Source organism: Leptotrichia sp. oral taxon 847, from assembly GCF_001553645.1.
Taxonomy (GTDB): Bacteria; Fusobacteriota; Fusobacteriia; order Fusobacteriales; family Leptotrichiaceae; genus Leptotrichia.
The window spans coordinates 589,263-609,556 of sequence record NZ_CP014231.1; the positions used below are offsets into that span (position 1 = coordinate 589,263).

Consider the following 20,294-nt stretch of genomic DNA (forward strand, 5'->3'; position numbering starts at 1 on the left):
AAAAGGAGTGATTTAAATGGACAGATTTGAGAAAATATTTGATTATTTGCTAAAAGTTGAAGGCGGATATTCGAATGATAAATATGACGCTGGAGGAAAAACAAAATATGGTATTATAGAATCAGAGGCTAGAAAATACGGATATAAAGGTCACATGAGAGATATGCCGCTTGAGATAGCAAGAGATATTTATAATAAGAAATACTATCACAGAAATGGACTTGATACTTTAAAATCAGACAAGATAGCTTTATCAATTTGTGACTTTGTAGTAAATGCTGGAAACTGGGGAGCTAAAAAAGCACAGGCTGCACTTAATGAATTAGGATTTGATTTGAGAGTAGACGGAATTTTAGGAGAAAAAAGCTTAGCTGCGTTAAATGAAGTTGATGAAAATAAATTTTTGGAAAAATATCACGATTTGCAGAGACGATATTATAAAGTAATAGTATCAAATAGACCATCGCAAAAAGTTTTTTTAAAAGGATGGCTCAACAGAGTGGACAGAAAAGAAAATTATTTAAAATCGCTCTAAAAACGGCTTTGATACAGGCTGAATAAGAGCATAAAAGGAATACTTTTGATGTTGAAGTTACCTAATGAGTTGATTTGTCTTAAAACGCTTGTTAGGTGGCTTAGAATGAATATTAAGAAAAATAACAAAATAGGAGTGATAAAAATGGATAAAATGGTAGAAATATGGATAATTAATAAGGCAGCAGAGATGGTTGTTACTAAAATTTATAAAAATGAAATTGTAAACAAAGCAAAAACTGGAGCAGAAAAATTTGATATTATAGCAAAAGATTTTTGGGAAAAATTAGAAAGTTATATTTTAAAAGAAAAAGAGATTGATAGAAAATGGATTCCAAATTTTATTGAAGAAACTGGAGAGGAAGCAATTTTATCTTGTATAAGAGAATTAAAAACTAAACTTATTCCATCTGAGTTTATTCAAGAAATATTTGATTTTGAAAAAAAGAAGGATAAAAAGAACATATTGTAGGAGCATAAATGATAGAGGACTTAAAAATAATAATTGACAATCACGGACTTTTCTTGATCTTATTTTTTAGCGGAGTATTATTTGGCGTAGTGGCTCAAAAAATGGTTGACAACAAGCCTGTCAAGCCATATTTGAAAAGAATAGCAGTTGCTGGGATGACTATGTCAATAACATTGTCTTTAAACAAGATAATAGGACATTTTTCGGCAGAATACCTGTATCCGTGGAGTCCAGTTTTTGGATTTTTTGGAGAGGCATTGCTGGAAACGATAAACCAAAAAAGATATGGGATTAGTACAGGCTTTTTAGAATTGCTGCTGGAAAAGCTGGGGTTTGTCAAAAAGGATAAAGGTGATGATAATGGAAAAGCATCGCAAAAGTAGAAAATTAGCGTTTATTATGCTAGCCGTTATATTTTTAAATTCTGTTTTGACATTGAAGTTAAGAAATTATCAAAGACATCAGAACTTGAATTTATTAAGAAGCAGGTTAAAAAGTGAAAGCAATAAAGAGATTTTTGATAATATCGAAGAAAAATCAAAAAAAGAGGATATGTTGCTTTTGATAGGAACAAATATAGTGGCATTGATAATTATTGCTGGATTTGATAGACAAAGAATGGTTGATGAAGATAAAGAGAAAAAGATAGTTGTCAAAATATTCGGAAGATAGTCAGAAATGGCTATCTTTTTTTGTGGAATGAAAAAGTCACAATATTTTAAAAATAGAGTGAAAAGTCTATTTTACAAATTTGTAAAATTTATTTTCAAAATTGTTGGCAAAAATAAAAATACTTGATATAATGTATTCAAAAGAAGGAAAGCAGGGAGTAAATATGAAAACTAAAGGAGTTACAAATTTAGGAAAAAAACTTAGAAAAATTAGAATTGATAATGACGAAATTTCTTCTGATATGGCTCGTAAACTTGAAATCTCTGTTTCGTATTTATCAGCAATTGAAAACGGAAAAAGAAATATTCCAAAGGATCTTGCAGAAAAACTTTTCAAAATTTATCAGCTAAGTGATAATGATAAAGAAAAAATTTTACAGGCTATAAGTATTTATTCAGGTGAAATGAGAATAAGATTAGATTCATTAAACGAAAAACAGCAGGAATTAAGTTTATTGTATGCTAGAGAAATTAGTAAGCTGAGCGACAGGCAAATAGAAAAGATAACGGGGTATTTGAATGGAAAGGAATAGCATAACAGAATCAGAAAGAATACACATTGTTAATAATAAAATATAGAGGAGAAATTATAATTATGGGTGATTTAAGAGAATACAACGTTAGTATGTTTGAAGATATTAAACACATGGATGAAAATGGAATTGAATTTTGGTATGCAAGAGAACTGATGACAATATTGGAATATACAAATTGGAGAAATTTTGAAAAATTAATTAATAAATCTATAACTTCATTAGAAAATAGTAATATTAAGGTTTCCGACCATTTTGATGTTGACATCAAAATCGTAGAAGCGGGAATTTCAAAAAAAACTATAGAAGATTATAAACTGACAAGATATGCTTGCTATATACTTGTACAAAACGGTAATCCAAGAAAAAAAGCCATTGCATTAGGACAACAATACTTTGCCATTCAAACAAGAAAACAAGAAATTGTTGAATCTAAATTTGAAGAACTTTCCGAAGATGAACGTAGATTAAAATTGAGAAGCGATGTTAAAGGATTTAATAAATTGCTTGCTAAAGAAGCTCAAAATGTAGGAGTTCAAAACTTTGGAAAATTTCAAAATTTTGGCTATAAAGGTTTGTATAACGGAGAAACTGCAACAGATATAAAGAAAAGGAAAAATCTTGGCAAGAATGAGCAAATACTTGATCATATGGGGTCTACGGAATTAGCAGCCAATTATTTTAGAATAACTCAAACTGAAGAGCGATTAAAAAAAGGTGATGTAAATGGAGAAGAACAGGCAAACAATACACATTTTAAAATAGGTGAAAAAGTAAGAGAAACAATGATTGAAATTAGTGGGGTAGCTCCTGAAGAACTTCCGACACCTGAAAAAGGAATAAAACAAATCCAAAAAGAGAAAAAACAACTTGCAAAGAAAAATAGTAAAACAATAAATACAAAAAAGAAAAACAAATAAAGAGCCACACAAGGCTCTTATTCTTTTTCTATATTTTTAATAGCTATTTCAATCTTAACTCTCAAAATTTTCAAATCTTGAAGTTTCATTTCTTCCAGCTCTATGATTTTGATTTTTTTCAAATTCTCAATATCTTTTTTATTTAAGTTTTTGGTTTTTAAATTTTTCATTTTGACTCCATTGTATTTTCAAGTCATCTATGATAAAATGAAAATGTAATAAGATTTATAATAACTCTGTCAATATCATAAATATTGATAGAGTTTTTTAATATAAAATTACAATATACAAGCAATATACAAATAAAATTGAAAATGTAGAATTTATAGGTGTTTAAATACTCTTTAAAATTTTCAAAAAGATAATTTTATTATTTTATATACCCTTGAAAACACTGATTTTCAGGGGTTTTTATTTTGAAAAGAAAAAAAGGATAGTTTTTTCACTATCCTAAATTTCAAATTACAAAATGACATTCCCTTCTTCGTCAATTGCCTTGTAAGCTGGACGAATTAATTTTTTGTCAATTATGATTTGTTCTATTCTGTGTGCACTCCAGCTGGCAATTCTCGCCAGTGAAAAAAGTGGAGTGAAAATGTTTTGTGGAATGTCTAATAAATCATAGACGAATCCAGAATACAAATCAACATTTGCACAAATTGTAAAATCTTCTCCTTTCAATTCTTTTCCAACTTCTTTTGTAAGCTCCTCAATATTAGAAAATAACGCAAACTCCTCTAGCGCATTTTTATCTTTTGCAAGTTCATAAGCCCTTTCTTTCAGTAATACAGCTCTTGGATCCGACAATGTATAGATTGCATGTCCCATTCCGTACACTTTTCCCTTTTTATCAAAAGCTTCTTTTTCAAAAATTTTTCTTATATATTCCTTTAATTTTTCTCTGTCTGTATAATTACAGTTTTTCTTAATATCTTGTATCATTTTAGTTACCATTGAATTTGCTCCCCCGTGCATAGGTCCTTTTAATGAACCAATTGACGCTGAAATTGACGAATATGTGTCAGTTCTTGTGGAAGAAACCACGTGAGAAGTAAAAGTCGAATTATTTCCTCCCCCGTGCTCAGCGTGTATAACTAAAATCAAGTCCAAAATCTCCGCTTCAAGTTCAGTAAATTTGTTATCTGGTCTTAACATATGTAGCACATTTTCGGCAGTACTGTATTCTTCAACTGGATTGTGAATGATAAGACTTTTGTTAAAATGCTTGTAATTGGTCGCTTGATAACAATAAACTAAAAGACTTGGAAATTTTGCGATTAAATTTAAAGCTTGATTTATTAAATTGTTTAACTCCACAGAATCGGGATTTGGATCAAGGGTGTAAAGGCACAAAACCGTTCTTTGAAGCTGATTCATAATATCTACACTCGGTTTTCGCAAAATAAAATCTTCAATAAATTCTTCTGGTAAATTTTGCAATTCTTTTAATGTACTTAAAAACATTTTTAGCTCAAAATTTTCTGGAACTTTCCCAAAAAGTAGCAAAAACATCGTTTTTTCAAAGGCATATCTCTTTTCTTTTTCTTTAAATTTTTTAATAAGAGTATTTAGTGGAATTCCACGAAAAAAAAGCTGACCTTCTTTTGGAATTTTTTTCCCGCCTTCAACAGAATATCCAACTACCGCTCCAATTTTTGTAAGTCCAACTAAAACTCCCGTCCCATTTTTATTCCTAAGTCCTCTTTTGACGTCCAGCTTGTCGTAAATATCTTCCGAGATAAAATTATGCTCCTGTATCAAAAGACTTAGCTCATGTATAAAATCACTTTTCAAAAAACTACCTCCTTTCAAGCAAAACCTATAGATTTTCTATAATTTTTTGCGTAAACTCACTAGTTGTTGCATTTCCACCTAAATCAGCTGTCTTTATTCCTGATTCCAATGTTTTCAAAATAGCATTTTCAATTTTTGTGGAAAATTCGTCCATTTTTAAATATTTTAGCATTTCTACACCTGATAAAAGAATTGCCAGTGGATTTGCTTTATTTTGTCCAGCAATGTCAGGCGCTGAACCATGAACTGCTTCAAATATCGCAATGTCGTCACCAATATTCGCTCCTGGTGCAACACCAAGCCCTCCGACAAGTCCTGCAACCAAATCAGACAAAATATCCCCGTATAAATTCATTGTTACAATAACTTTATATTTTTCTGGATTTATGACAAGCTGCATACACATATTGTCAATTATAACTTCTTCTAGTTTAATATTCTTATAACAATCTTCTTTTGAAATTTCTCTTGCGGTATTCAAAAACATCCCGTCAGTTAATTTTAAAATGTTTGCTTTATGCACGACTGTCACTTTGTCAATATTATTTTTTTTGGCATATTCAAAAGCATTTTTTATTATTCTGTAACTTCCTTTTTTTGTAATTCTTTTTATAGCAACTGCCACATTTTTTTTGTCATCTTCATATTTTTCTTCCCCAATGTAAAGCCCTTCGGTATTTTCCCTAAAAATTACTAGATTGATGTTGTCGTATCTTGTTTTAATTCCTGGAAGAGTTCTCGAGGGTCTAAAATTTGAATACAAGTCATATTTTTTTCTCAAATAGACATTTATACTTCTAAAACCTTTTCCAATCGGCGTTGTAATCGGACCTTTAATTGCTATCTTATTTTTTTCCACACTTTTGTATAAACTTTCAGGAATTAGTTCTCCAGTTTTTTCATAAACAGTAGTCCCAGCATTTTCTTTTTCAAATTCAATTGGAACTTTTGCCGCTTTAAATACTTTTTCCAAACTTTCTGATATTTCAAATCCAATCCCATCTCCAGGAATTAATGTAACTTTTTTCATAAATCCACCTTCTTTGTTATAGTTTATTTTAATAATTTTAAAAAACTGCCATTTACCAAAATAAATGACAATTTTTTTATAAAGAAAAATTAGTTTAAAAACTCATCACTTACCGCAAATTTCAAATATCCACCATATTTCAATATTTTAAGTTCTCTTGCTGAACCATTGAATTTCGCCTTAAATTCATTATTTTTTGTAAGATTTTTTACTATAAATTCACCTTTTTCTAAAGAATTTTCAACATCAGTCAATTGCAATTCATCATATTCGTCAATTCCGTCGTAATCACTTTGATCTTCAAATTCCAAAGGGATTATTCCACTGTTTATCAAGTTTGCCTTGTGAATTCTTGCAAAAGATTTAGCAATTACAGCTTTTATTCCTAAATATAATGGAAGAAGTGCTGCATGTTCACGGCTCGAACCTTGTCCGTAGTTATCTCCTCCAACTATAATTCCTCCATTATTTTTTTCAGCTCTTTCTTTAAAATCAGGAATTATTGTTTCAAAGCAATGCTGTGATAATTTTGGAATATTTGAACGGAAGGGAAGCAGTGCCGCATTTGATGGACAAATGTCATCTGTTGTTACATTATCTTTAGTTTTTAAAATAACTTTTTTTGTAATTGTATCTTTTAATTCTTCTCCAATTGGGAATGGTTTAATGTTTGGTCCCATCACAATTTTTACATTTTTTCTCTCATTTTCATCTTGGCTTGGAAAAATAAAATAATTTTCTGAAGATTCAAATTTTTCTGGCTGCTTAATAATTATTTCTTCACCCAAAGTACGAGGATCTGTCAAATATCCTGTAAGAGCTGAAGCTGCTGCAGTTTCAGTACTAACCAAATAAACTTCAGCATTCATTGTCCCGCATCGTCCTTTAAAGTTACGGTTAAATGTTCTAAGCGAAATTCCATTTGATTTTGGTGCCTGCCCCATTCCGATACAAGGTCCACAAGCTGCTTCCAAAAGTCTTGCTCCTGCTCCGATAAATTTAGCAAGTGCTCCATTTTCAGAAATCATTTTCATAATGTTGCTTGAACCAGGTGACAACACTAAACTCACATCAGGATGGACTTTCTTCCCATCAAGAATTTTTGCAAGTTTCATAAAATCTGAATAAGAAGAGTTTGTGCAAGAACCTATCGCAATCTGGTCAACTTTTATTTTTTCATCTGGAATTTCGTGCACATTGTCAGGACTGTGCGGGAATGCTGCAAGCGGTACCAATTCATCCAAATTTACAATCAACTTTTTGTCATACACTGCATCTACATCTGGCAGTAATTCTATGAAATCAGATTCTCTTGACTGTTTTTTAAGAAAATCTCTGGTAATTTCGTCACTTGGGAAAATTGAAGTTGTAGCTCCTAACTCAGCTCCCATATTTGTAATTGTAGCTCTATCTTCCACAGAAAGTGATTTTATTCCCTCTCCAGTATACTCCATCACATATCCAACTCCACCTTTTACAGTAAGTTCTTTTAAAACATAAAGAATTATATCTTTTGCCGAAACCCAAGGTTTTAATTTTCCTCTCAATTCGATATTATAAACTTTTGGAACTTTTAAATAATAAAGACCTCTTGCCATTCCTATTGCGACATCCAGTCCTCCAGCTCCAATTGCTATCATTCCAAGTCCTCCGCCAGTTGGAGTATGACTATCTGAACCAATCAGAACTTTTCCCGGTTTTCCAAATTTTTCCAAATGTAATCTATGGCAAATTCCATTTCCAGGTTTTGAAAAAATTATGTTATGCTTTGCAGCCGATGTCTTTATAAATTCGTGGTCGTCAGCATTTTCAAAGCTCGACTGAAGCATGTTGTGATCAACATATGCAACAGAAATATCAGTTGCGACTTTATCCACATTCATCGCATTTAATTGAAGATATGCCATCGTCCCAGTTGAATCTTGTGTAAGCGTCTGATTTACTTTTACAGCAATTTCATTTCCTGCTTTTAGCTCGCCTTTTAACAAATTGTTTTTCAAAATTTTGTAAGTTAAACTCATTCCCATTTTTTTTGTTACCTCCTAAAATTTAAGTTCTCGTTTCATCACATTTAATATTATATTCTGCAAAATGTATATTGTCAATATTAGAATTTAGTTTTGATTACAAAATGTTATTTTTTTATATGATTTTTTATTTTTTTATGTTTAAAATAAAAAAATGTAGAAAAATTTCTCAAGATATAGTATAATTTTATAAAAGAAATCTAATGTTACAGAAAGGAAAAAAATGGATAAATTAAAATATTTAATAAACATGTCAATTGCCTATATTTTGTACCCTTTTAAGAAGAATTCATTTAAAAACAGGAGAATCTGGATTGTTGGAGGAAATGCAGGTGAACTTTATGTTGACAATGGTCGTGCAATGTACGAATATTTGAGAGCCAAAGAAGAAATCGAAGAACACTGGGTGATTAACAAAAATTCCAAAGTGGCAAAAAAAATTCCAGGAAAAAAATTAATTAAAGGAAGCATAAAAAGTTATTTATATTTTATGAATGCTGAAGTTGTGCTATTTTCTCATTCAATTTCCGCTGATATAGTCCCTTACCTTTTCGTTGTTCCATTTTTAAAAAGATTTCACAAAAAAGTTTTTAAAGTTTTCCTAAATCATGGAACAGTCGGATTTAAAGTCAATCACCCAATGAATAAAAAGACTCAAAAAATCGCTCAAGACATTGTAAAATCTTATGATTTAAACATTTGTGACTCCAACTTTGAAAAAAATATAAAAACCAAAGTATGGTGGAAAGTTCCAGAAAATACTGCCGTTGTAACAGGCTATCCAAGATACGATAAACTTTATAACGTAAAAAGCTCTCAGAAAGAAATACTTTTCATGCCAACTTGGCGAAACTGGATAAAGACTGAACATTTGAACATAGAAGAAACAAATTATTTTAAAAATATCACAAATTTAATTACAAACTCAAAATTAAATGATTTTCTTAATAAGAAGAACATAAAATTCAATATTTATATCCATCAGTTGATGCAAAATTACCTAAAAAATTTTGACAGTATAAAACTTTCTGAAAATGTAAAAATTTTGCCAATTGATGCCGAAATTACACAGGAATTGCGGGGAGCAGATCTTTTGATTACTGATTATTCAAGTGTCGCATACGATTTTTACTACTTAAATAAACCCATAATATTTTTTCAGTTTGACAAAGACGAATACGATAGAAAAGTCGGCTCATATGTGAAAAATAAGGATTTATTTGGAATACAGGTAAAGAATGTGGAAAAATGTGTCGAAAACGTCATAAAAATTTCAGAAAATAATTTTAATTACGACAAAAATTTAAAAGAAAAATTTGAAAAATTACAGCCGAAATTTTTGAAATACACAGATAAAAAAAATTGCGATAGAGTTTACACTGAAATCATAAAACATTTAAAAAACAAATAAAAAAATAAAACTACCTTCCAGTAACATGAGGTAGTTTTTATGTTCAAAATTTTTAAGTTGTTATTCATTTAAAAAAAATTTTTTTTAAACTAACAATAAATTAGTTAGCTAATTTGTTAACTTTTAATGCAAGTCTCGATTTTTTTCTTGACGCAGTATTTTTCTTGATTACACCTTTAGTTACAGCTTTATCTAATTCTTTGTAAGCCACTTGTAATGCTGATTTAGCTTCGTCGACATTTTTAGCTTCCACAGCTTTTACAACTTTTTTTACAAAAGTTCTTGTTCTACTTTTAATTGCTTGGTTTCTAAGTGCATTTCTTTCACCTATAAATACTCTTTTTTTAGATGCTTTAGAATTCGCCATTCCTTCTCTCCTTTCAATTCAATAAATTTATATCATAGAATAATTTAACAGTATTGTACTATATTTTTATTATTTTGTCAATATTTTAGCAAATTCATGAGTGGAGTAAAAATTTTAGAAATAAATTTTAGTTTCAATATTTTTTAATTTATTTTGATTACAAGATGTTATTTTAATTTAGTATAGTTTTTTATTTTTTTACATAAGGGGAAAGGACCGCCATTTCCCCTTATAATCCCCACGCTCGTCTAAGCATTTTTTTGAAGCAAAGCCGAAACTCGCATAAACGTGCTCAAACAGTCGTCTTTACTCCAAAAAAATCACGACACCTTTTGTATAATAGTAAAATTTAAACCGTCGGAGCATTTTTATGTGCTGACAAAACTGCCCCGCCGTAAGCGAGTTTTTTGGCAGTGCATAAAAATGTCGAAGACTAGCTGGGGTGCAGGGGTGCGGCGATGGTACCCCTGCTTAAAAAAGAACAAGTTATTTTGTAACTTTGTGAATTGAATAAGAAACTTAAAACAGAAGTTTTTATTTCCCCTTAAATATTTTACTCTGTTGCAAATTGATGAGAGTATAAAAATTTTAAGACAAATTTTACTTTCAATATTTTGAAAAATTTTTTCAAATTACAGTTGAGAATTATTAAAAAAAGTAGTATAATATAAAAATAAGTAAAAAGTCTGAGTTTATTTGGGTTTTTTGGCTTTGATAAAAAAGTAACTTGTTATTTTAATGTTATTTGACTATATGAAAATGGAGAAAAAAATGAAATACAATGATACAGATTTTATGAGAGATGTAGAAAAGGTTGCAGATAGAGCGCATAACGCAAAAATTGAGAGCAGTTTATATTTGGGAGAATACAAAGAAAGAGTGATAAAGGCTTTGACATTTGACGAGGTCAATGAAAAAGGTATTTATTATGAAATTGAAGAAGCTATGGAAGACAAAAATGCTTACAAATTATTAGTTTCTCGCCAAGCCGATTTTGTCAATATAAAAAAATATATTGAAATTGCCAAGAAAAAAGGAATGTCATACAAAATGATTGATAGTTTAGAATACTCAGGAGATATCGCTCTTGTCGTCGCAGCTAAAGATGCAATTGAACACGGTGAAAATGACAATATTTTAGTACAGCCTAAATTGGAAGTTATAAAGCAGAAAAATTTACCGGAAATTTATTATAAATCAATGGAAAAATGTATTTGTGAATTTCATTTAGATATAGTTCGAAAAGAATTGCCAAATTACGTAAAAAATTATAAAGAAATAGGATTTTTGGACAAATTATTCGGTTCAAAATGTCCAATATGTCAAAAATTAGGAGGAAAAAAGCGTGGTTGACGGATTTAAAATAAAAGGGAAAAACAGTTTAAATGGAACTATAAAAGTGAGTGGAGCAAAAAATGCAGCTCTTCCAATTCTTATTGGAACGCTCGTTGCAGAAGGGGAATATATTTTAAAAAATGTACCGAATTTAAGAGATATAAGAGTTACAATAAAGTTACTCGAAGACTTGGGAATGAAAACAGAAAAATTGGACGAAACCACTTATAAAATTGTAAATGAAGGATTTAAAAGAAATGAAGCCAGTTATGAAATTGTAAAACAGATGAGAGCTTCATTTTTAGTGATGGGACCTATGATTGCCAATCTTGATGAAACTGTCGTTTCACTTCCAGGAGGATGTGCAATTGGTTCAAGACCTGTTGATTTGCACTTAAAGGGGTTTGAACTATTAGGTGCCGATATTACAAGGATTCATGGATACGTTCATGCAAAATCTGATAATCTAAAAGGAGCAGAAATTCCATTGGGATTTCCAAGCGTTGGTGCAACTCAAAATATCATGATGGCTGCGGTAAAGATTCCTGGAAAAACTATCATTTCAAATGCTGCAAGAGAACCTGAGATAGTGGATTTAGGAAATTTTTTAACAAAAATGGGAGCGAAAATTAAAGGACTTGGAACTACTAGAATAGAAATTGAAGGAGTAAAAGATCTACATGCTGTTGAATATTCAATTATGCCTGATAGAATCGAAGCCGGAACTTATGTTATCGCTTCTTTGATAACTGACGGAGATTTAAAAATTCAAGATGCCAGACTTGACGACTTGGGTGAATTCAAATCTGACCTCGAAAAAATGGGTGTAAAATTTAAAGAAGAAGGAAATATTTTAACTGTAAAAGCGAATCTAAAAAAACTAAAACCTTGTAATGTTAGAACTTTTCCACATCCGGGATTTCCAACTGACATGCAGCCGCAGATGATGCTACTGCAAACATTAGTAAACGGAACCAGTACAATGGAAGAAACTGTGTTTGAAAATAGATTTATGCATGTGCCTGAATTTAACAGAATGGGTGCTGACATTATGATAAAAAGAGGAATTGCTGTTATAAATGGAGGAGTTTCGCTAACTGGTGCCGCTGTCATGTCTTCTGACTTACGAGCTGGAGCTGCACTTGTACTTGCCGGACTTGCTGCTGAAGGGGAAACTATCGTAAACAGAGTTTATCACATTGATCGTGGATATGATAGACTAGAAGCTAAATTAAACGCTGTTGGCGCTGATATTCAAAGAATTAAACTTGATATTTAATTATCTAATTTAATAAATTTAGAAAGGATTGACTTTTCTCTAAAGAAGTTACTCCTTTTTATTTTATTTACTTTTTAAATTTATCTTTTTCTATTTATCAAAATTTTTCCAAACTAAATTTTGTAAAAAAATAAAAGTCCTAAAAAAGAACTTTTATTAATTATATTTTATTTTTATTTTGTCTAAATGAATCAAACATATTTTTAGCATTGCTGTAAAGAACTTTTACTTCGTAAGGTTTTACGTTCACTTGTATCTTTCTTTCAGAAATTGCATAATTTTCTTTTGGATTTAGCTGATTTTTATAAAATCCAAATAATTTGGGAACATTTAAGTTTAATGGATATTCATCGGGACTATTATTTACCAAAACTACAAGTGATTCATTTCCCAAAGAGATTTCGTAGGAAATAAAATCCGTATTTGGTTTTGGCGGCGTGTAGTCACGACCTTGATATAATTTTGCTCTTCTAGTTTGATCGGCTAAATATGCTGCAATTTCAGCGTCAACCCTGCCTTTCGTCTTTCCATCCTCATAAACTTCCAATATTCTAAGCTTTCCATTCTTAAACAAATTTTTATGCTCTTTTCTTATTTTTAACAAGCTTCTGTAATGATTTTCAATTTCTTTATTACTTGTAACAGGATAAGAAATAAATTTTTGTACTTCATTTACTTCCACTGAGTCCGGTAAACTTCTAAGCACTTTTTTATATTTACTTATGTCGTCTGTTTCATTGTCATACGGCTCGTAATCTTCCCACAGCATGGGTTTTCTATTTCTGGGCGAGTCCGATCCCCACATACCTTTTTCGTCGCCATAGTAGATGATAGGAGTTGCAGGCAGCATCATTTGCATCGAGACTACTCTTTTTAATTTGTTTACCGCAGTTCCATCATATAAATCAGGTCTTATGTTCAAATATTGGTTTGACTGATTATTTCTGTCGTAAACACGGTTTGGATTTATCATTCCACTAAAAATCCTGTCCGTATCCAGTGAACCTATGAAAAGTTGTGTCATATTAAATCTGTTAGCCGAATATTTGTTGTAAATTTCATTTAATTTTGAAGCAAATTCTACTCCATTTATACGATAATTTGGATTTGTATTCACGGTATATTTTATTATATTATTTACAATGTTATAATCCGCTCCGCTGTCGTATACTCCATCTTCAATATCTTTTGTAAGACTGTTGGAAAATTCTCCAGTTATCAATAAATCAGGTTTGTATTGTTTTAAATTTTCTGTAATATCAGCTATATACTCTTTATTTTTATCAGAATAATAGACATATCTAATCCCATCAATTCCATCGTCGTAAACATTTTTCTTAAAAGTCTGATCAGGTCCTAAAATCCATTTTTTCATTGAATTTTCAAAATAATTTCTGACCTCTGGATTGCTTAAATCAAGGACCGTATCCTCTAAATACCAATTTTTAAATTCCTTGTTTTCCTTTGCAAAAAAAACACTAGAAGTTACATCAGGCGCAACTTCCAAAACTATTTTCAGTCCTTTTTGATGTGCCTTTTTTACAAGGCTTGCAAGTACCAAGTCAGAATCCGTCCAAACCCAGCTGTTTGTATTTCTCAAATCCTCGCCAAGTAAATTCTTATCAGTCGCCGGATTAAAGACCAATAAATTTAACTCCTTATCGCCATTAACATTATGAACAGGTGCTTTTATATCAAGTGCCTTTATTGTCCCAGTTTGCTCAAGAGTCCCAAAATATGGATCCACATGATTAAAATAAATCGTGTCATATTTGTGATTTGAAAGTGAATAAAAAGGAGACGATAAAATTATATACTCTACTCCCAATTTTTTTAAGTAATCCAGTTTTTCTTCAACACCTTTTAAATCACCACCATAATAACGGGTATAATTCTGAACTTCATTTAATGCACTTTCTTCCCATTCATTTTTTTCTTCGTAATTACTGTTCCATTCATTCAGTGAAAACTGAGGTTTGCTTCCATCTCCCCATTCAGCTAAAAGAAGTTCCCTTTTTGTAGTTCCAGAACGAATTTCTCCAGTCGGTGGAGAAAAGTCATCAGTTCCAAATTCATTAAAAATCGCATCGTTATCAACATCTCCATTTCTAAAAGAATCAATATAGATCTGGTATCCAACTGAACCTCTTGCCCAATCTGGAATCTGTGTCAATTTTTTTGAATTTGTATACTCAAATGGAATTACCGAACTTCTATTTTTTGTCAAGTTTCTTCCCATAAAATATTTTGTTTTGGCGTCGGTTATCTCAAAATAATAATCTTTGATTGTGTTTGGAACTTCTGCTAAAAATGTTTCGTTTCCACCATAATTTCCAATTCCACGCATCATTTTTTTCCCATTTTTGTAAATCACTTCTACCGAATAAACATCGTTATTTTTAGTTTTCATCATTATTTTTACATTTTTTCCATCTTTTATACGATATTCTGAATTTTCTTCATGTTTTAGAGAATTTATATCTATTATTCCATCATTTCTCTGGCTATACTTCAAGTTTTCATTTGCACTTTTATTTTTTTGTTCGTCTATAATTTCTTCATCTATTTTTGAACTGTCATCTATAATTTCCTGCGATGAATCTTCCAGTTGTTCTTTATTTTGCTGTGTTTTTGTATTCACTTTTTTTGCTTCATCATTTTTTTCTTTTGAAAAAGAAAGGGTTGCACCAATTATAAATATCAGAACTGTCATTTTTAATTTTAGTGTACTCATATCGCTCCTTTACTTTTTTTTATTTCTTTTGCCGCTGCGAGACAAAAAACGACAATATTTATATTCAACATTTTAGAATTTTGTAAAATTTCTTTTTTTATCTCTTTCAATGTTGCTCCAGTTGTAACAATATCATCAACTATTAAAATATTTTTATTACCAAAATCAATGTTATCAGAAATTTCAAATGCGCCTTTTATATTTTTCATCCTTTTTTGCTCATCTAAAATTGACGCCATTTTTTTAGTATTTTTTGTTCTTTTAATTTGACAATACTTTATTTCAAGATAATTTAAAATCTCATCGACTTGATTGTAGCCACGCTCACTTTTTCTCTTTTTACTTACAGGAACGCTTACAATAATATCTATTTTTTCTTTTTTCAAAATAAAATAAAATTCTTTTTTTATAGATTCCGAAATAAATTTTGCCAAAATTTTTTTCCTGTTGTATTTATATTCGTAAATTAATTTTTTAAATTTGTCATCGTAGTCCCACAAATAATAAATATTATTTAGTTTTCGCAATTTTTTTAAATTGTTTAAAATCTTTTTAGTCTCTTTTGAAACTATTTTGCACTCAACTAATTCCTCCCCAGAAATTATATCTCTATTTCTAAAAAAAATCCCTTTAAATTTAAAAATTTCGCTTTTTAGTCTATCAATAATTTTTAATTGGATCTTTGACTTTCTCAATTACTTTAGTTGAGTACATTTCAGTATATCCGCAATTTTGACATATTTTTAAGTAAAATGTGTCTATTCCGATTTTGGCTTTTGCTATTTTTGTAGTTGGAATTGCTATTTTTTTTATTTCGAATGTTTTTTCACCACATTTTAAGCATTTTTCATCATTTCTCATATTTCACCTCAAAACGCATTTTTTATCCACCTAATATTATTAGAAAAACTATCTATTCCTATAATATCATATCGTATGCCACTATTCCATTTATTTTTCAGTATATATACCTGTGAAGTTGCCAAAATTTTATTTTGCTTTTCTTTCGTAACCATCTCAATGGCTTTTCCAAAAAAATCATTTTTCCTGTATTTAACTTCCACAAACACAAGCATTTCGCCATTTTTCACATCTTTAAAAATCAAATCAATTTCTCCATACCTACTGGAAAAATTACTTTCAACATAAGTAAGTCCTCGCAAAATCAAATACTTTTTAGCAATTTCTTCATATTTAAACCCAATTTCCCTATTATTCCTCAATTTCCCCATAAAAAAATTTCCCTTTCTTTCCAATTTTTCTAAAAACATTTTATCACAATTTGATTAAAAAAACAAAATTTTCATTTTTTTAGACAGAGTAAAATATTTAGGGGAAATAAAAACTTCTATTTTAAGTTTCTTATTCAATCCAGAAAGTTACTAAAATAATTTTTTTTTTAAAGCAGAAGTGCTCATCGCCGCACCCCTGCACCCCGGCTAGTCTTCGACATTTTTATGCACTGACAAAAAACTCGCACTAATCGTGCTCAAACAGTTTTGTCAGCACATAAAAATGCTCCGACGGTTCAAATTTTACTACCATAGAAAAAGTGTCGTGATTTTTTTGGAGTAAAGACGACTGTCTGAACGAAGTGAGTTTCGGCTTTACTTCAAAAAAATTCTTAGACGAGCGTGGGGATTATAAGGGGAAATGGCGGTCCTTTCCTCTTATGTAAAAAATAAAAAAATAATATTAAACAAAATAACATTTTGTAATCAAGAATAACTTAAAAAATTTAAAATTAAAAATCTGCCCCTAAAATTTTTAAACCATCCATTTTTTTAATATAGTCAAATTTTTATCAATAAATACAAAAAACATATGTTACCATCACACTATTAAATATGTTGACTAAAAAAAATATTGCAGTAATAATGATGTAAATAAATTTAAATAAAATTTTTAAAAATGTATGATATACTGATATTAACAAAAACTTATCAAAAAAATTCAAAATTTAATAAATATAAAATAAAATGGAATAAATATGAAAAAATTAAATTTAAAAATAGAAGCTGAACTCAAAATTTTAATCATTTTAAGACAGCCCCTTATTTTTTAAAATAAAATCTCTAGCCTTTTCAGCAATGTTTTTTTTAGCAAAAAATATTTGTATAGAATCAAAAGATTTATTAAGAGTAAAATTTAAAGAATAATAATTTCCTCCTCGACTAAGAAATTTATCAACTTTCACATCATAAATCCAAGAATAAGGGATTATATATGCGGGATAAACACAAAACAAATATCTGTTTCCAAGTTTTAAATCACTTTGCAACATTATTCCAGTTCCAACTATTCTATCAGAATTAATAAAATCTTCTTTTGCATAAGTTAAAAAGTTACCCTCATTTAAATCATCTAACATTTTAAAAATTCTTTTATTTTCTTTCTTTCTCATAAACAATGCAAACAATAATAGAAAAAGTATAACAAACCATAAAAAAATTGGAATGCCAAATTTAATAAGCACAGAAGTTATAGGGCTTATGGAAAAATCAGGATACTCCTTTACAAATTCCAGTTCTTTAATATACTCTAAATATCCACCAAATAAAATATATACAGTGTCTACTATTAACAAAAAAATTTCTATGCAATAAATCGGGTTTGCCGCTCTTTCTATTTTTAATATGTTATAAAAAAATTCACGTGGCCCCAGGTCTTTTAAATTCTCATCAATTTCTACGAATACAGTTTTTCTTATTATTCTTTTTCTTGCTGCTAAAGCAAGAAATATTGATAAAATAAAAATTAAGGGTATAAACATTATCTCGCCAATCATTCCAAACATTCTCATTTAAAACACTTCCTTTTCAATATAAAATATTGTCATTTTTACATAAGTGAAGCAACAGTAATTTTTTTTGCAAATTCTACATTTTTAATTTAGTCATATTTAACGGTATACGGTATAGAATATTCTTTTAAAATAGGTGTTAATTTCTGTATTTCATCTAAAACCATTTTTTCAGTAACAATAAGTGAAATTTTACTTGTCTGAAAAAAACGTTTAACCACTTTTGCATTTTTCTTATAAATCCTTATTTGCCCTCTGTAAGAATTACGAATACGAGTACAGTAAAATTCTACATAATCAATGTCGAAAAGCGGGATTTTTTTTGTAGGTACAGAATTAAGATGTAAGTTTTCATTTTCTACATAAAAACATTCCATTGTATTTTTTCTGACTATTAAATATATAAGAGTTGCGCTAGAGATAATAAGTATTACCAGTTGTAGTATTATCATACTAATAATCATTTTATATTCCTCCTTAAATATTTACATATAATCTTATTTTTTAAATCTTATTAAACTCATCGTCTATTAATACTTCATATTTTTTGAAATACTTTTTCAATAGAATATAATCGCTTGTTTTTATATCCAGCTCAGCAAATATATTCTTTTTTCTATCTAAAATTTGAATAATAGGAATATTATACTTTCTTCCCTTCTTAAATTCTTTAGTATAGAAATTAACAAAATTTATGTTCTCAATTTCTATAGATTTTATTTCATTTTTATTATATAACAGAGTAATCTCTTTATTACTTATATTTAACGAATATTTTTTATACTTAAGCATTTTTAAAAGCTCATAAACTCCATAAATTATGAAAATAATTAACGGAATAATATAAAGAATATCTTTATATTCCCCTTTCTTATATGCCTTAACAAGAACAATAGGTATCACAATAATAAATATAAGAAGTAATAAAATATTCGAAAATAAATCAAAATTACTAATGAAAGCTTTAACTTCAAATTGATCTGAAAGTTCTAAATTTCCAAGAGTTTTTAATTTATTTTCTGTATTATAGATATCTAAACTAACTAGAGGTAAAGTTATCATAAAAACTAAAATACCCAAGATAGAATATGTTAAAATTATCATTCTTATATCTGAGCTTCTATCTAAAAATATCAACTGAATTAAAAAAATAACCACAAGTACTAGAAAAATACTCAGCATTATTTTTCGTGCTTTCTTTTGCCTTGCTAAATTTGGAACAAAAAGATTCAATTTTTCATCAAAAATATATCTCCGTTTATCCGTATTTGCTTTATTAGTTTCAATGTTTTTCTTAAAAATTAAATTATCTGTATAATTTTTAGCTTCTAATAAAGACATATCCTTATTTTTATGAAGAAAAGCAACGGTCTCTAATTTTTTATTTTCATTAATCAAAGAAGATAAATGTTTTTCATCTTCTTCAGAAATAGATATATTTTTTTCATAGTGTTCATTATTGATTTTTTTATCGATACAATCCTTAGCTTCTTTTAAAGTCATTCCTTTTTTATTTTTAATAAAGACAATAGCCTCTACTTTTTTCCCTTGTTCAAGTAGTGAAATAATATATTCCTCATCTTTTTCTAATAATTCCACAGTATTTTACCTCTTCTTTTTAAAATTCTTTATATTGATTATCTATTGTTACATTATAATTTTCAAAATATTTTTTTAATGAATAATAATCAGTAGCACTTATAGTCATTTCAAGAAGCTTTTTTTCTTCGCTATCAAAGATTTGTAAAGTAGGATTTCTATCCCTTCTTCCTCTTCCACGAGCAATAGCATAAAATTTAACATAACTTATATTATCTGTTGTAATAAATTCTTTTTCATTATTTTCATAATATATTTTTATTGTTTTTCCAACTATGATTAAAGAATATTTACTATTTTTAAATTCTTTAAAAAGTGTATAGAAATTATAAATAGATGCCACAGTGGCAAAAATTAAATAAAAAATATATCTAGTTGAAAACTGTTTTAATATATTGGGATGAGAAACAAACATAACAATTAAAAGAATCCATATCATCATATATGCAAAAAATCGTCTATTTTTTAAAGCTTTTATTTCAAGATCTTTTGATAATTTCAATCCTTTAATTTCTTCTAGCCTTTTCTCTATCAGATGAATATTTATTTTTAAAACAAGATATATAGCTAAAAAAGAAAAAATATTACATGGGTATAAGCCAAAAATGATCTTTTCTCATAAGAAATTTTATTCCAAAAATATATTTGTATTAAAATAGCAACAAAAGATATTAATGATAAAATCAAAAGTACTTTTGCGATTTTTTTTTGTCTTGGTAAATTAGGAACATACATATTTAACTCTTCATCAAAAATATAGCCCCATTTTTTAGGTTCATTCATTC

At 28.9% G+C, this 20,294-nt stretch carries 21 protein-coding genes and 1 pseudogene; 9 read left to right on the top strand and 13 right to left on the bottom strand.

Translation table 11 applies throughout. From position 1 onward, the window contains the following. Positions 1 to 16: 16 nt before the first annotated feature. The 6 genes from AXF11_RS02645 (at position 17) to dinD (ending at position 3,130) form a co-directional block, all read left to right on the top strand. The gene (locus tag AXF11_RS02645; protein ID WP_068154683.1) at positions 17 to 535 is read left to right on the top strand and encodes a glycoside hydrolase family 108 protein; all 519 of its coding nucleotides are present in this window, start codon (positions 17 to 19) and stop codon (positions 533 to 535) included. A gap of 105 nt (positions 536 to 640) precedes the next feature. Further along, complete coding sequence (locus tag AXF11_RS02650) at positions 641 to 1,006, top strand: hypothetical protein (protein ID WP_068154685.1); 366 nt, start codon at positions 641 to 643, stop codon at positions 1,004 to 1,006. Positions 1,007 to 1,014: 8 nt separating this feature from the next. Further along, the gene (locus AXF11_RS02655) at positions 1,015 to 1,389 is read left to right on the top strand and encodes a hypothetical protein (protein WP_068154687.1); all 375 of its coding nucleotides are present in this window, start codon (positions 1,015 to 1,017) and stop codon (positions 1,387 to 1,389) included. Then, entirely contained in the window at positions 1,367 to 1,678 is a 312-nt protein-coding gene (locus tag AXF11_RS02660) for a hypothetical protein (RefSeq protein ID WP_231724741.1), read from the top strand. The genes AXF11_RS02655 and AXF11_RS02660 overlap by 23 nt, the downstream gene beginning before the upstream one ends. Positions 1,679 to 1,841: 163 nt before the next feature. Next, positions 1,842 to 2,210: a helix-turn-helix domain-containing protein gene (locus AXF11_RS02665; RefSeq protein WP_197416842.1), complete on the top strand. Its 369-nt coding sequence runs from the start codon at positions 1,842 to 1,844 to the stop codon at positions 2,208 to 2,210. A gap of 62 nt (positions 2,211 to 2,272) precedes the next feature. After that, the gene (gene dinD / locus AXF11_RS02670) at positions 2,273 to 3,130 is read left to right on the top strand and encodes a DNA damage-inducible protein D (RefSeq protein ID WP_068154692.1); all 858 of its coding nucleotides are present in this window, start codon (positions 2,273 to 2,275) and stop codon (positions 3,128 to 3,130) included. 17 nt (positions 3,131 to 3,147) lie between these two features. Here dinD and AXF11_RS10555 read toward each other — a convergent pair whose 3' ends face one another. The 4 genes from AXF11_RS10555 to AXF11_RS02685 form a co-directional block, all read right to left on the bottom strand. Continuing rightward, a complete protein-coding gene (locus AXF11_RS10555) occupies positions 3,148 to 3,300 on the bottom strand; it encodes a hypothetical protein (RefSeq protein WP_156440370.1) in 153 nt (50 codons plus the stop codon). A 292-nt stretch (positions 3,301 to 3,592) separates the two neighbouring features. Continuing rightward, positions 3,593 to 4,924 carry a citrate synthase gene (locus AXF11_RS02675; protein WP_068154694.1) on the bottom strand — a complete coding sequence of 444 codons (1,332 nt, stop codon included), beginning with the start codon at positions 4,922 to 4,924 and terminating at the stop codon, positions 3,593 to 3,595. Positions 4,925 to 4,949: 25 nt separating this feature from the next. After that, positions 4,950 to 5,954: an isocitrate/isopropylmalate dehydrogenase family protein gene (locus AXF11_RS02680; protein ID WP_068154696.1), complete on the bottom strand. Its 1,005-nt coding sequence runs from the start codon at positions 5,952 to 5,954 to the stop codon at positions 4,950 to 4,952. Positions 5,955 to 6,043: 89 nt separating this feature from the next. Next, the gene (locus AXF11_RS02685) at positions 6,044 to 7,981 is read right to left on the bottom strand and encodes an aconitate hydratase (protein WP_068154699.1); all 1,938 of its coding nucleotides are present in this window, start codon (positions 7,979 to 7,981) and stop codon (positions 6,044 to 6,046) included. A 223-nt stretch (positions 7,982 to 8,204) separates the two neighbouring features. Here AXF11_RS02685 and AXF11_RS02690 point away from each other — a divergent pair, with 223 nt between their 5' ends. Beyond that, entirely contained in the window at positions 8,205 to 9,392 is a 1,188-nt protein-coding gene (locus tag AXF11_RS02690) for a CDP-glycerol glycerophosphotransferase family protein (RefSeq protein WP_068154702.1), read from the top strand. A gap of 100 nt (positions 9,393 to 9,492) precedes the next feature. Here the strand turns inward: AXF11_RS02690 and rpsT are convergent, their stop codons facing one another. Beyond that, positions 9,493 to 9,759 (bottom strand): 30S ribosomal protein S20, encoded by a 267-nt coding sequence (gene rpsT, locus AXF11_RS02695; protein WP_068154704.1) that lies wholly within the window; start codon positions 9,757 to 9,759, stop codon positions 9,493 to 9,495. 771 nt (positions 9,760 to 10,530) lie between these two features. On the opposite strand from rpsT, the gene AXF11_RS02700 reads away from it, so the two are divergent. Both AXF11_RS02700 and murA read left to right on the top strand, forming a co-directional pair. Next, positions 10,531 to 11,112 carry a DUF1694 domain-containing protein gene (locus AXF11_RS02700; RefSeq protein ID WP_231724742.1) on the top strand — a complete coding sequence of 194 codons (582 nt, stop codon included), beginning with the start codon at positions 10,531 to 10,533 and terminating at the stop codon, positions 11,110 to 11,112. Next, positions 11,105 to 12,373 carry a UDP-N-acetylglucosamine 1-carboxyvinyltransferase gene (gene murA / locus AXF11_RS02705; RefSeq protein ID WP_068154707.1) on the top strand — a complete coding sequence of 423 codons (1,269 nt, stop codon included), beginning with the start codon at positions 11,105 to 11,107 and terminating at the stop codon, positions 12,371 to 12,373. The genes AXF11_RS02700 and murA overlap by 8 nt, the downstream gene beginning before the upstream one ends. A 160-nt stretch (positions 12,374 to 12,533) precedes the next feature. Here the strand turns inward: murA and AXF11_RS02710 are convergent, their stop codons facing one another. From AXF11_RS02710 to AXF11_RS11055, 8 genes and pseudogenes are all read right to left on the bottom strand, one after another. After that, a complete protein-coding gene (locus AXF11_RS02710) occupies positions 12,534 to 15,107 on the bottom strand; it encodes an alpha-amylase family glycosyl hydrolase (RefSeq protein ID WP_068154709.1) in 2,574 nt (857 codons plus the stop codon). Next, positions 15,104 to 15,541 (bottom strand): ComF family protein, encoded by a 438-nt coding sequence (locus AXF11_RS10775; protein WP_231724743.1) that lies wholly within the window; start codon positions 15,539 to 15,541, stop codon positions 15,104 to 15,106. The genes AXF11_RS02710 and AXF11_RS10775 overlap by 4 nt, the downstream gene beginning before the upstream one ends. Positions 15,542 to 15,767: 226 nt before the next feature. Next, positions 15,768 to 15,968, bottom strand: a complete 201-nt coding sequence (locus AXF11_RS02720; protein ID WP_068154711.1) for a zinc ribbon domain-containing protein — start codon at positions 15,966 to 15,968, stop codon at positions 15,768 to 15,770. Between the two features lie 8 nt (positions 15,969 to 15,976). Beyond that, complete coding sequence (locus tag AXF11_RS02725; protein WP_068158171.1) at positions 15,977 to 16,339, bottom strand: YraN family protein; 363 nt, start codon at positions 16,337 to 16,339, stop codon at positions 15,977 to 15,979. A gap of 809 nt (positions 16,340 to 17,148) precedes the next feature. Then, a complete protein-coding gene (locus AXF11_RS02730; RefSeq protein ID WP_068154713.1) occupies positions 17,149 to 17,910 on the bottom strand; it encodes a hypothetical protein in 762 nt (253 codons plus the stop codon). A gap of 89 nt (positions 17,911 to 17,999) precedes the next feature. Continuing rightward, positions 18,000 to 18,374: a hypothetical protein gene (locus AXF11_RS02735; RefSeq protein ID WP_068154714.1), complete on the bottom strand. Its 375-nt coding sequence runs from the start codon at positions 18,372 to 18,374 to the stop codon at positions 18,000 to 18,002. Between the two features lie 40 nt (positions 18,375 to 18,414). Further along, positions 18,415 to 19,509, bottom strand: coding sequence for a VanZ family protein (locus tag AXF11_RS02740; RefSeq protein ID WP_068154716.1), 1,095 nt, complete (start codon positions 19,507 to 19,509; stop codon positions 18,415 to 18,417). Between the two features lie 19 nt (positions 19,510 to 19,528). Beyond that, positions 19,529 to 20,292: pseudogene (locus AXF11_RS11055) on the bottom strand (hypothetical protein). Positions 20,293 to 20,294 lie beyond the last annotated feature (2 nt).

Bases quoted from the DNA above. Each gene is read 5' to 3' on its own strand.
- AXF11_RS02645 (WP_068154683.1), top strand. From the start codon at position 17: ATGGACAGATTTGAGAAAATATTTGATTATTTGCTAAAAGTTGAAGGC.
- AXF11_RS02650 (WP_068154685.1), top strand. From the start codon at position 641: ATGAATATTAAGAAAAATAACAAAATAGGAGTGATAAAAATGGATAAA.
- AXF11_RS02655 (WP_068154687.1), top strand. From the start codon at position 1,015: ATGATAGAGGACTTAAAAATAATAATTGACAATCACGGACTTTTCTTG.
- AXF11_RS02660 (WP_231724741.1), top strand. From the start codon at position 1,367: ATGGAAAAGCATCGCAAAAGTAGAAAATTAGCGTTTATTATGCTAGCC.
- AXF11_RS02665 (WP_197416842.1), top strand. From the start codon at position 1,842: ATGAAAACTAAAGGAGTTACAAATTTAGGAAAAAAACTTAGAAAAATT.
- dinD (WP_068154692.1), top strand. From the start codon at position 2,273: ATGGGTGATTTAAGAGAATACAACGTTAGTATGTTTGAAGATATTAAA.
- AXF11_RS10555 (WP_156440370.1), bottom strand. From the start codon at position 3,300: ATGAAAAATTTAAAAACCAAAAACTTAAATAAAAAAGATATTGAGAAT.
- AXF11_RS02680 (WP_068154696.1), bottom strand. From the start codon at position 5,954: ATGAAAAAAGTTACATTAATTCCTGGAGATGGGATTGGATTTGAAATA.
- AXF11_RS02685 (WP_068154699.1), bottom strand. From the start codon at position 7,981: ATGGGAATGAGTTTAACTTACAAAATTTTGAAAAACAATTTGTTAAAA.
- AXF11_RS02690 (WP_068154702.1), top strand. From the start codon at position 8,205: ATGGATAAATTAAAATATTTAATAAACATGTCAATTGCCTATATTTTG.
- rpsT (WP_068154704.1), bottom strand. From the start codon at position 9,759: ATGGCGAATTCTAAAGCATCTAAAAAAAGAGTATTTATAGGTGAAAGA.
- AXF11_RS02700 (WP_231724742.1), top strand. From the start codon at position 10,531: ATGAAATACAATGATACAGATTTTATGAGAGATGTAGAAAAGGTTGCA.
- AXF11_RS02710 (WP_068154709.1), bottom strand. From the start codon at position 15,107: ATGAGTACACTAAAATTAAAAATGACAGTTCTGATATTTATAATTGGT.
- AXF11_RS02720 (WP_068154711.1), bottom strand. From the start codon at position 15,968: ATGAGAAATGATGAAAAATGCTTAAAATGTGGTGAAAAAACATTCGAA.
- AXF11_RS02725 (WP_068158171.1), bottom strand. From the start codon at position 16,339: ATGGGGAAATTGAGGAATAATAGGGAAATTGGGTTTAAATATGAAGAA.
- AXF11_RS02730 (WP_068154713.1), bottom strand. From the start codon at position 17,910: ATGAGAATGTTTGGAATGATTGGCGAGATAATGTTTATACCCTTAATT.
- AXF11_RS02735 (WP_068154714.1), bottom strand. From the start codon at position 18,374: ATGATTATTAGTATGATAATACTACAACTGGTAATACTTATTATCTCT.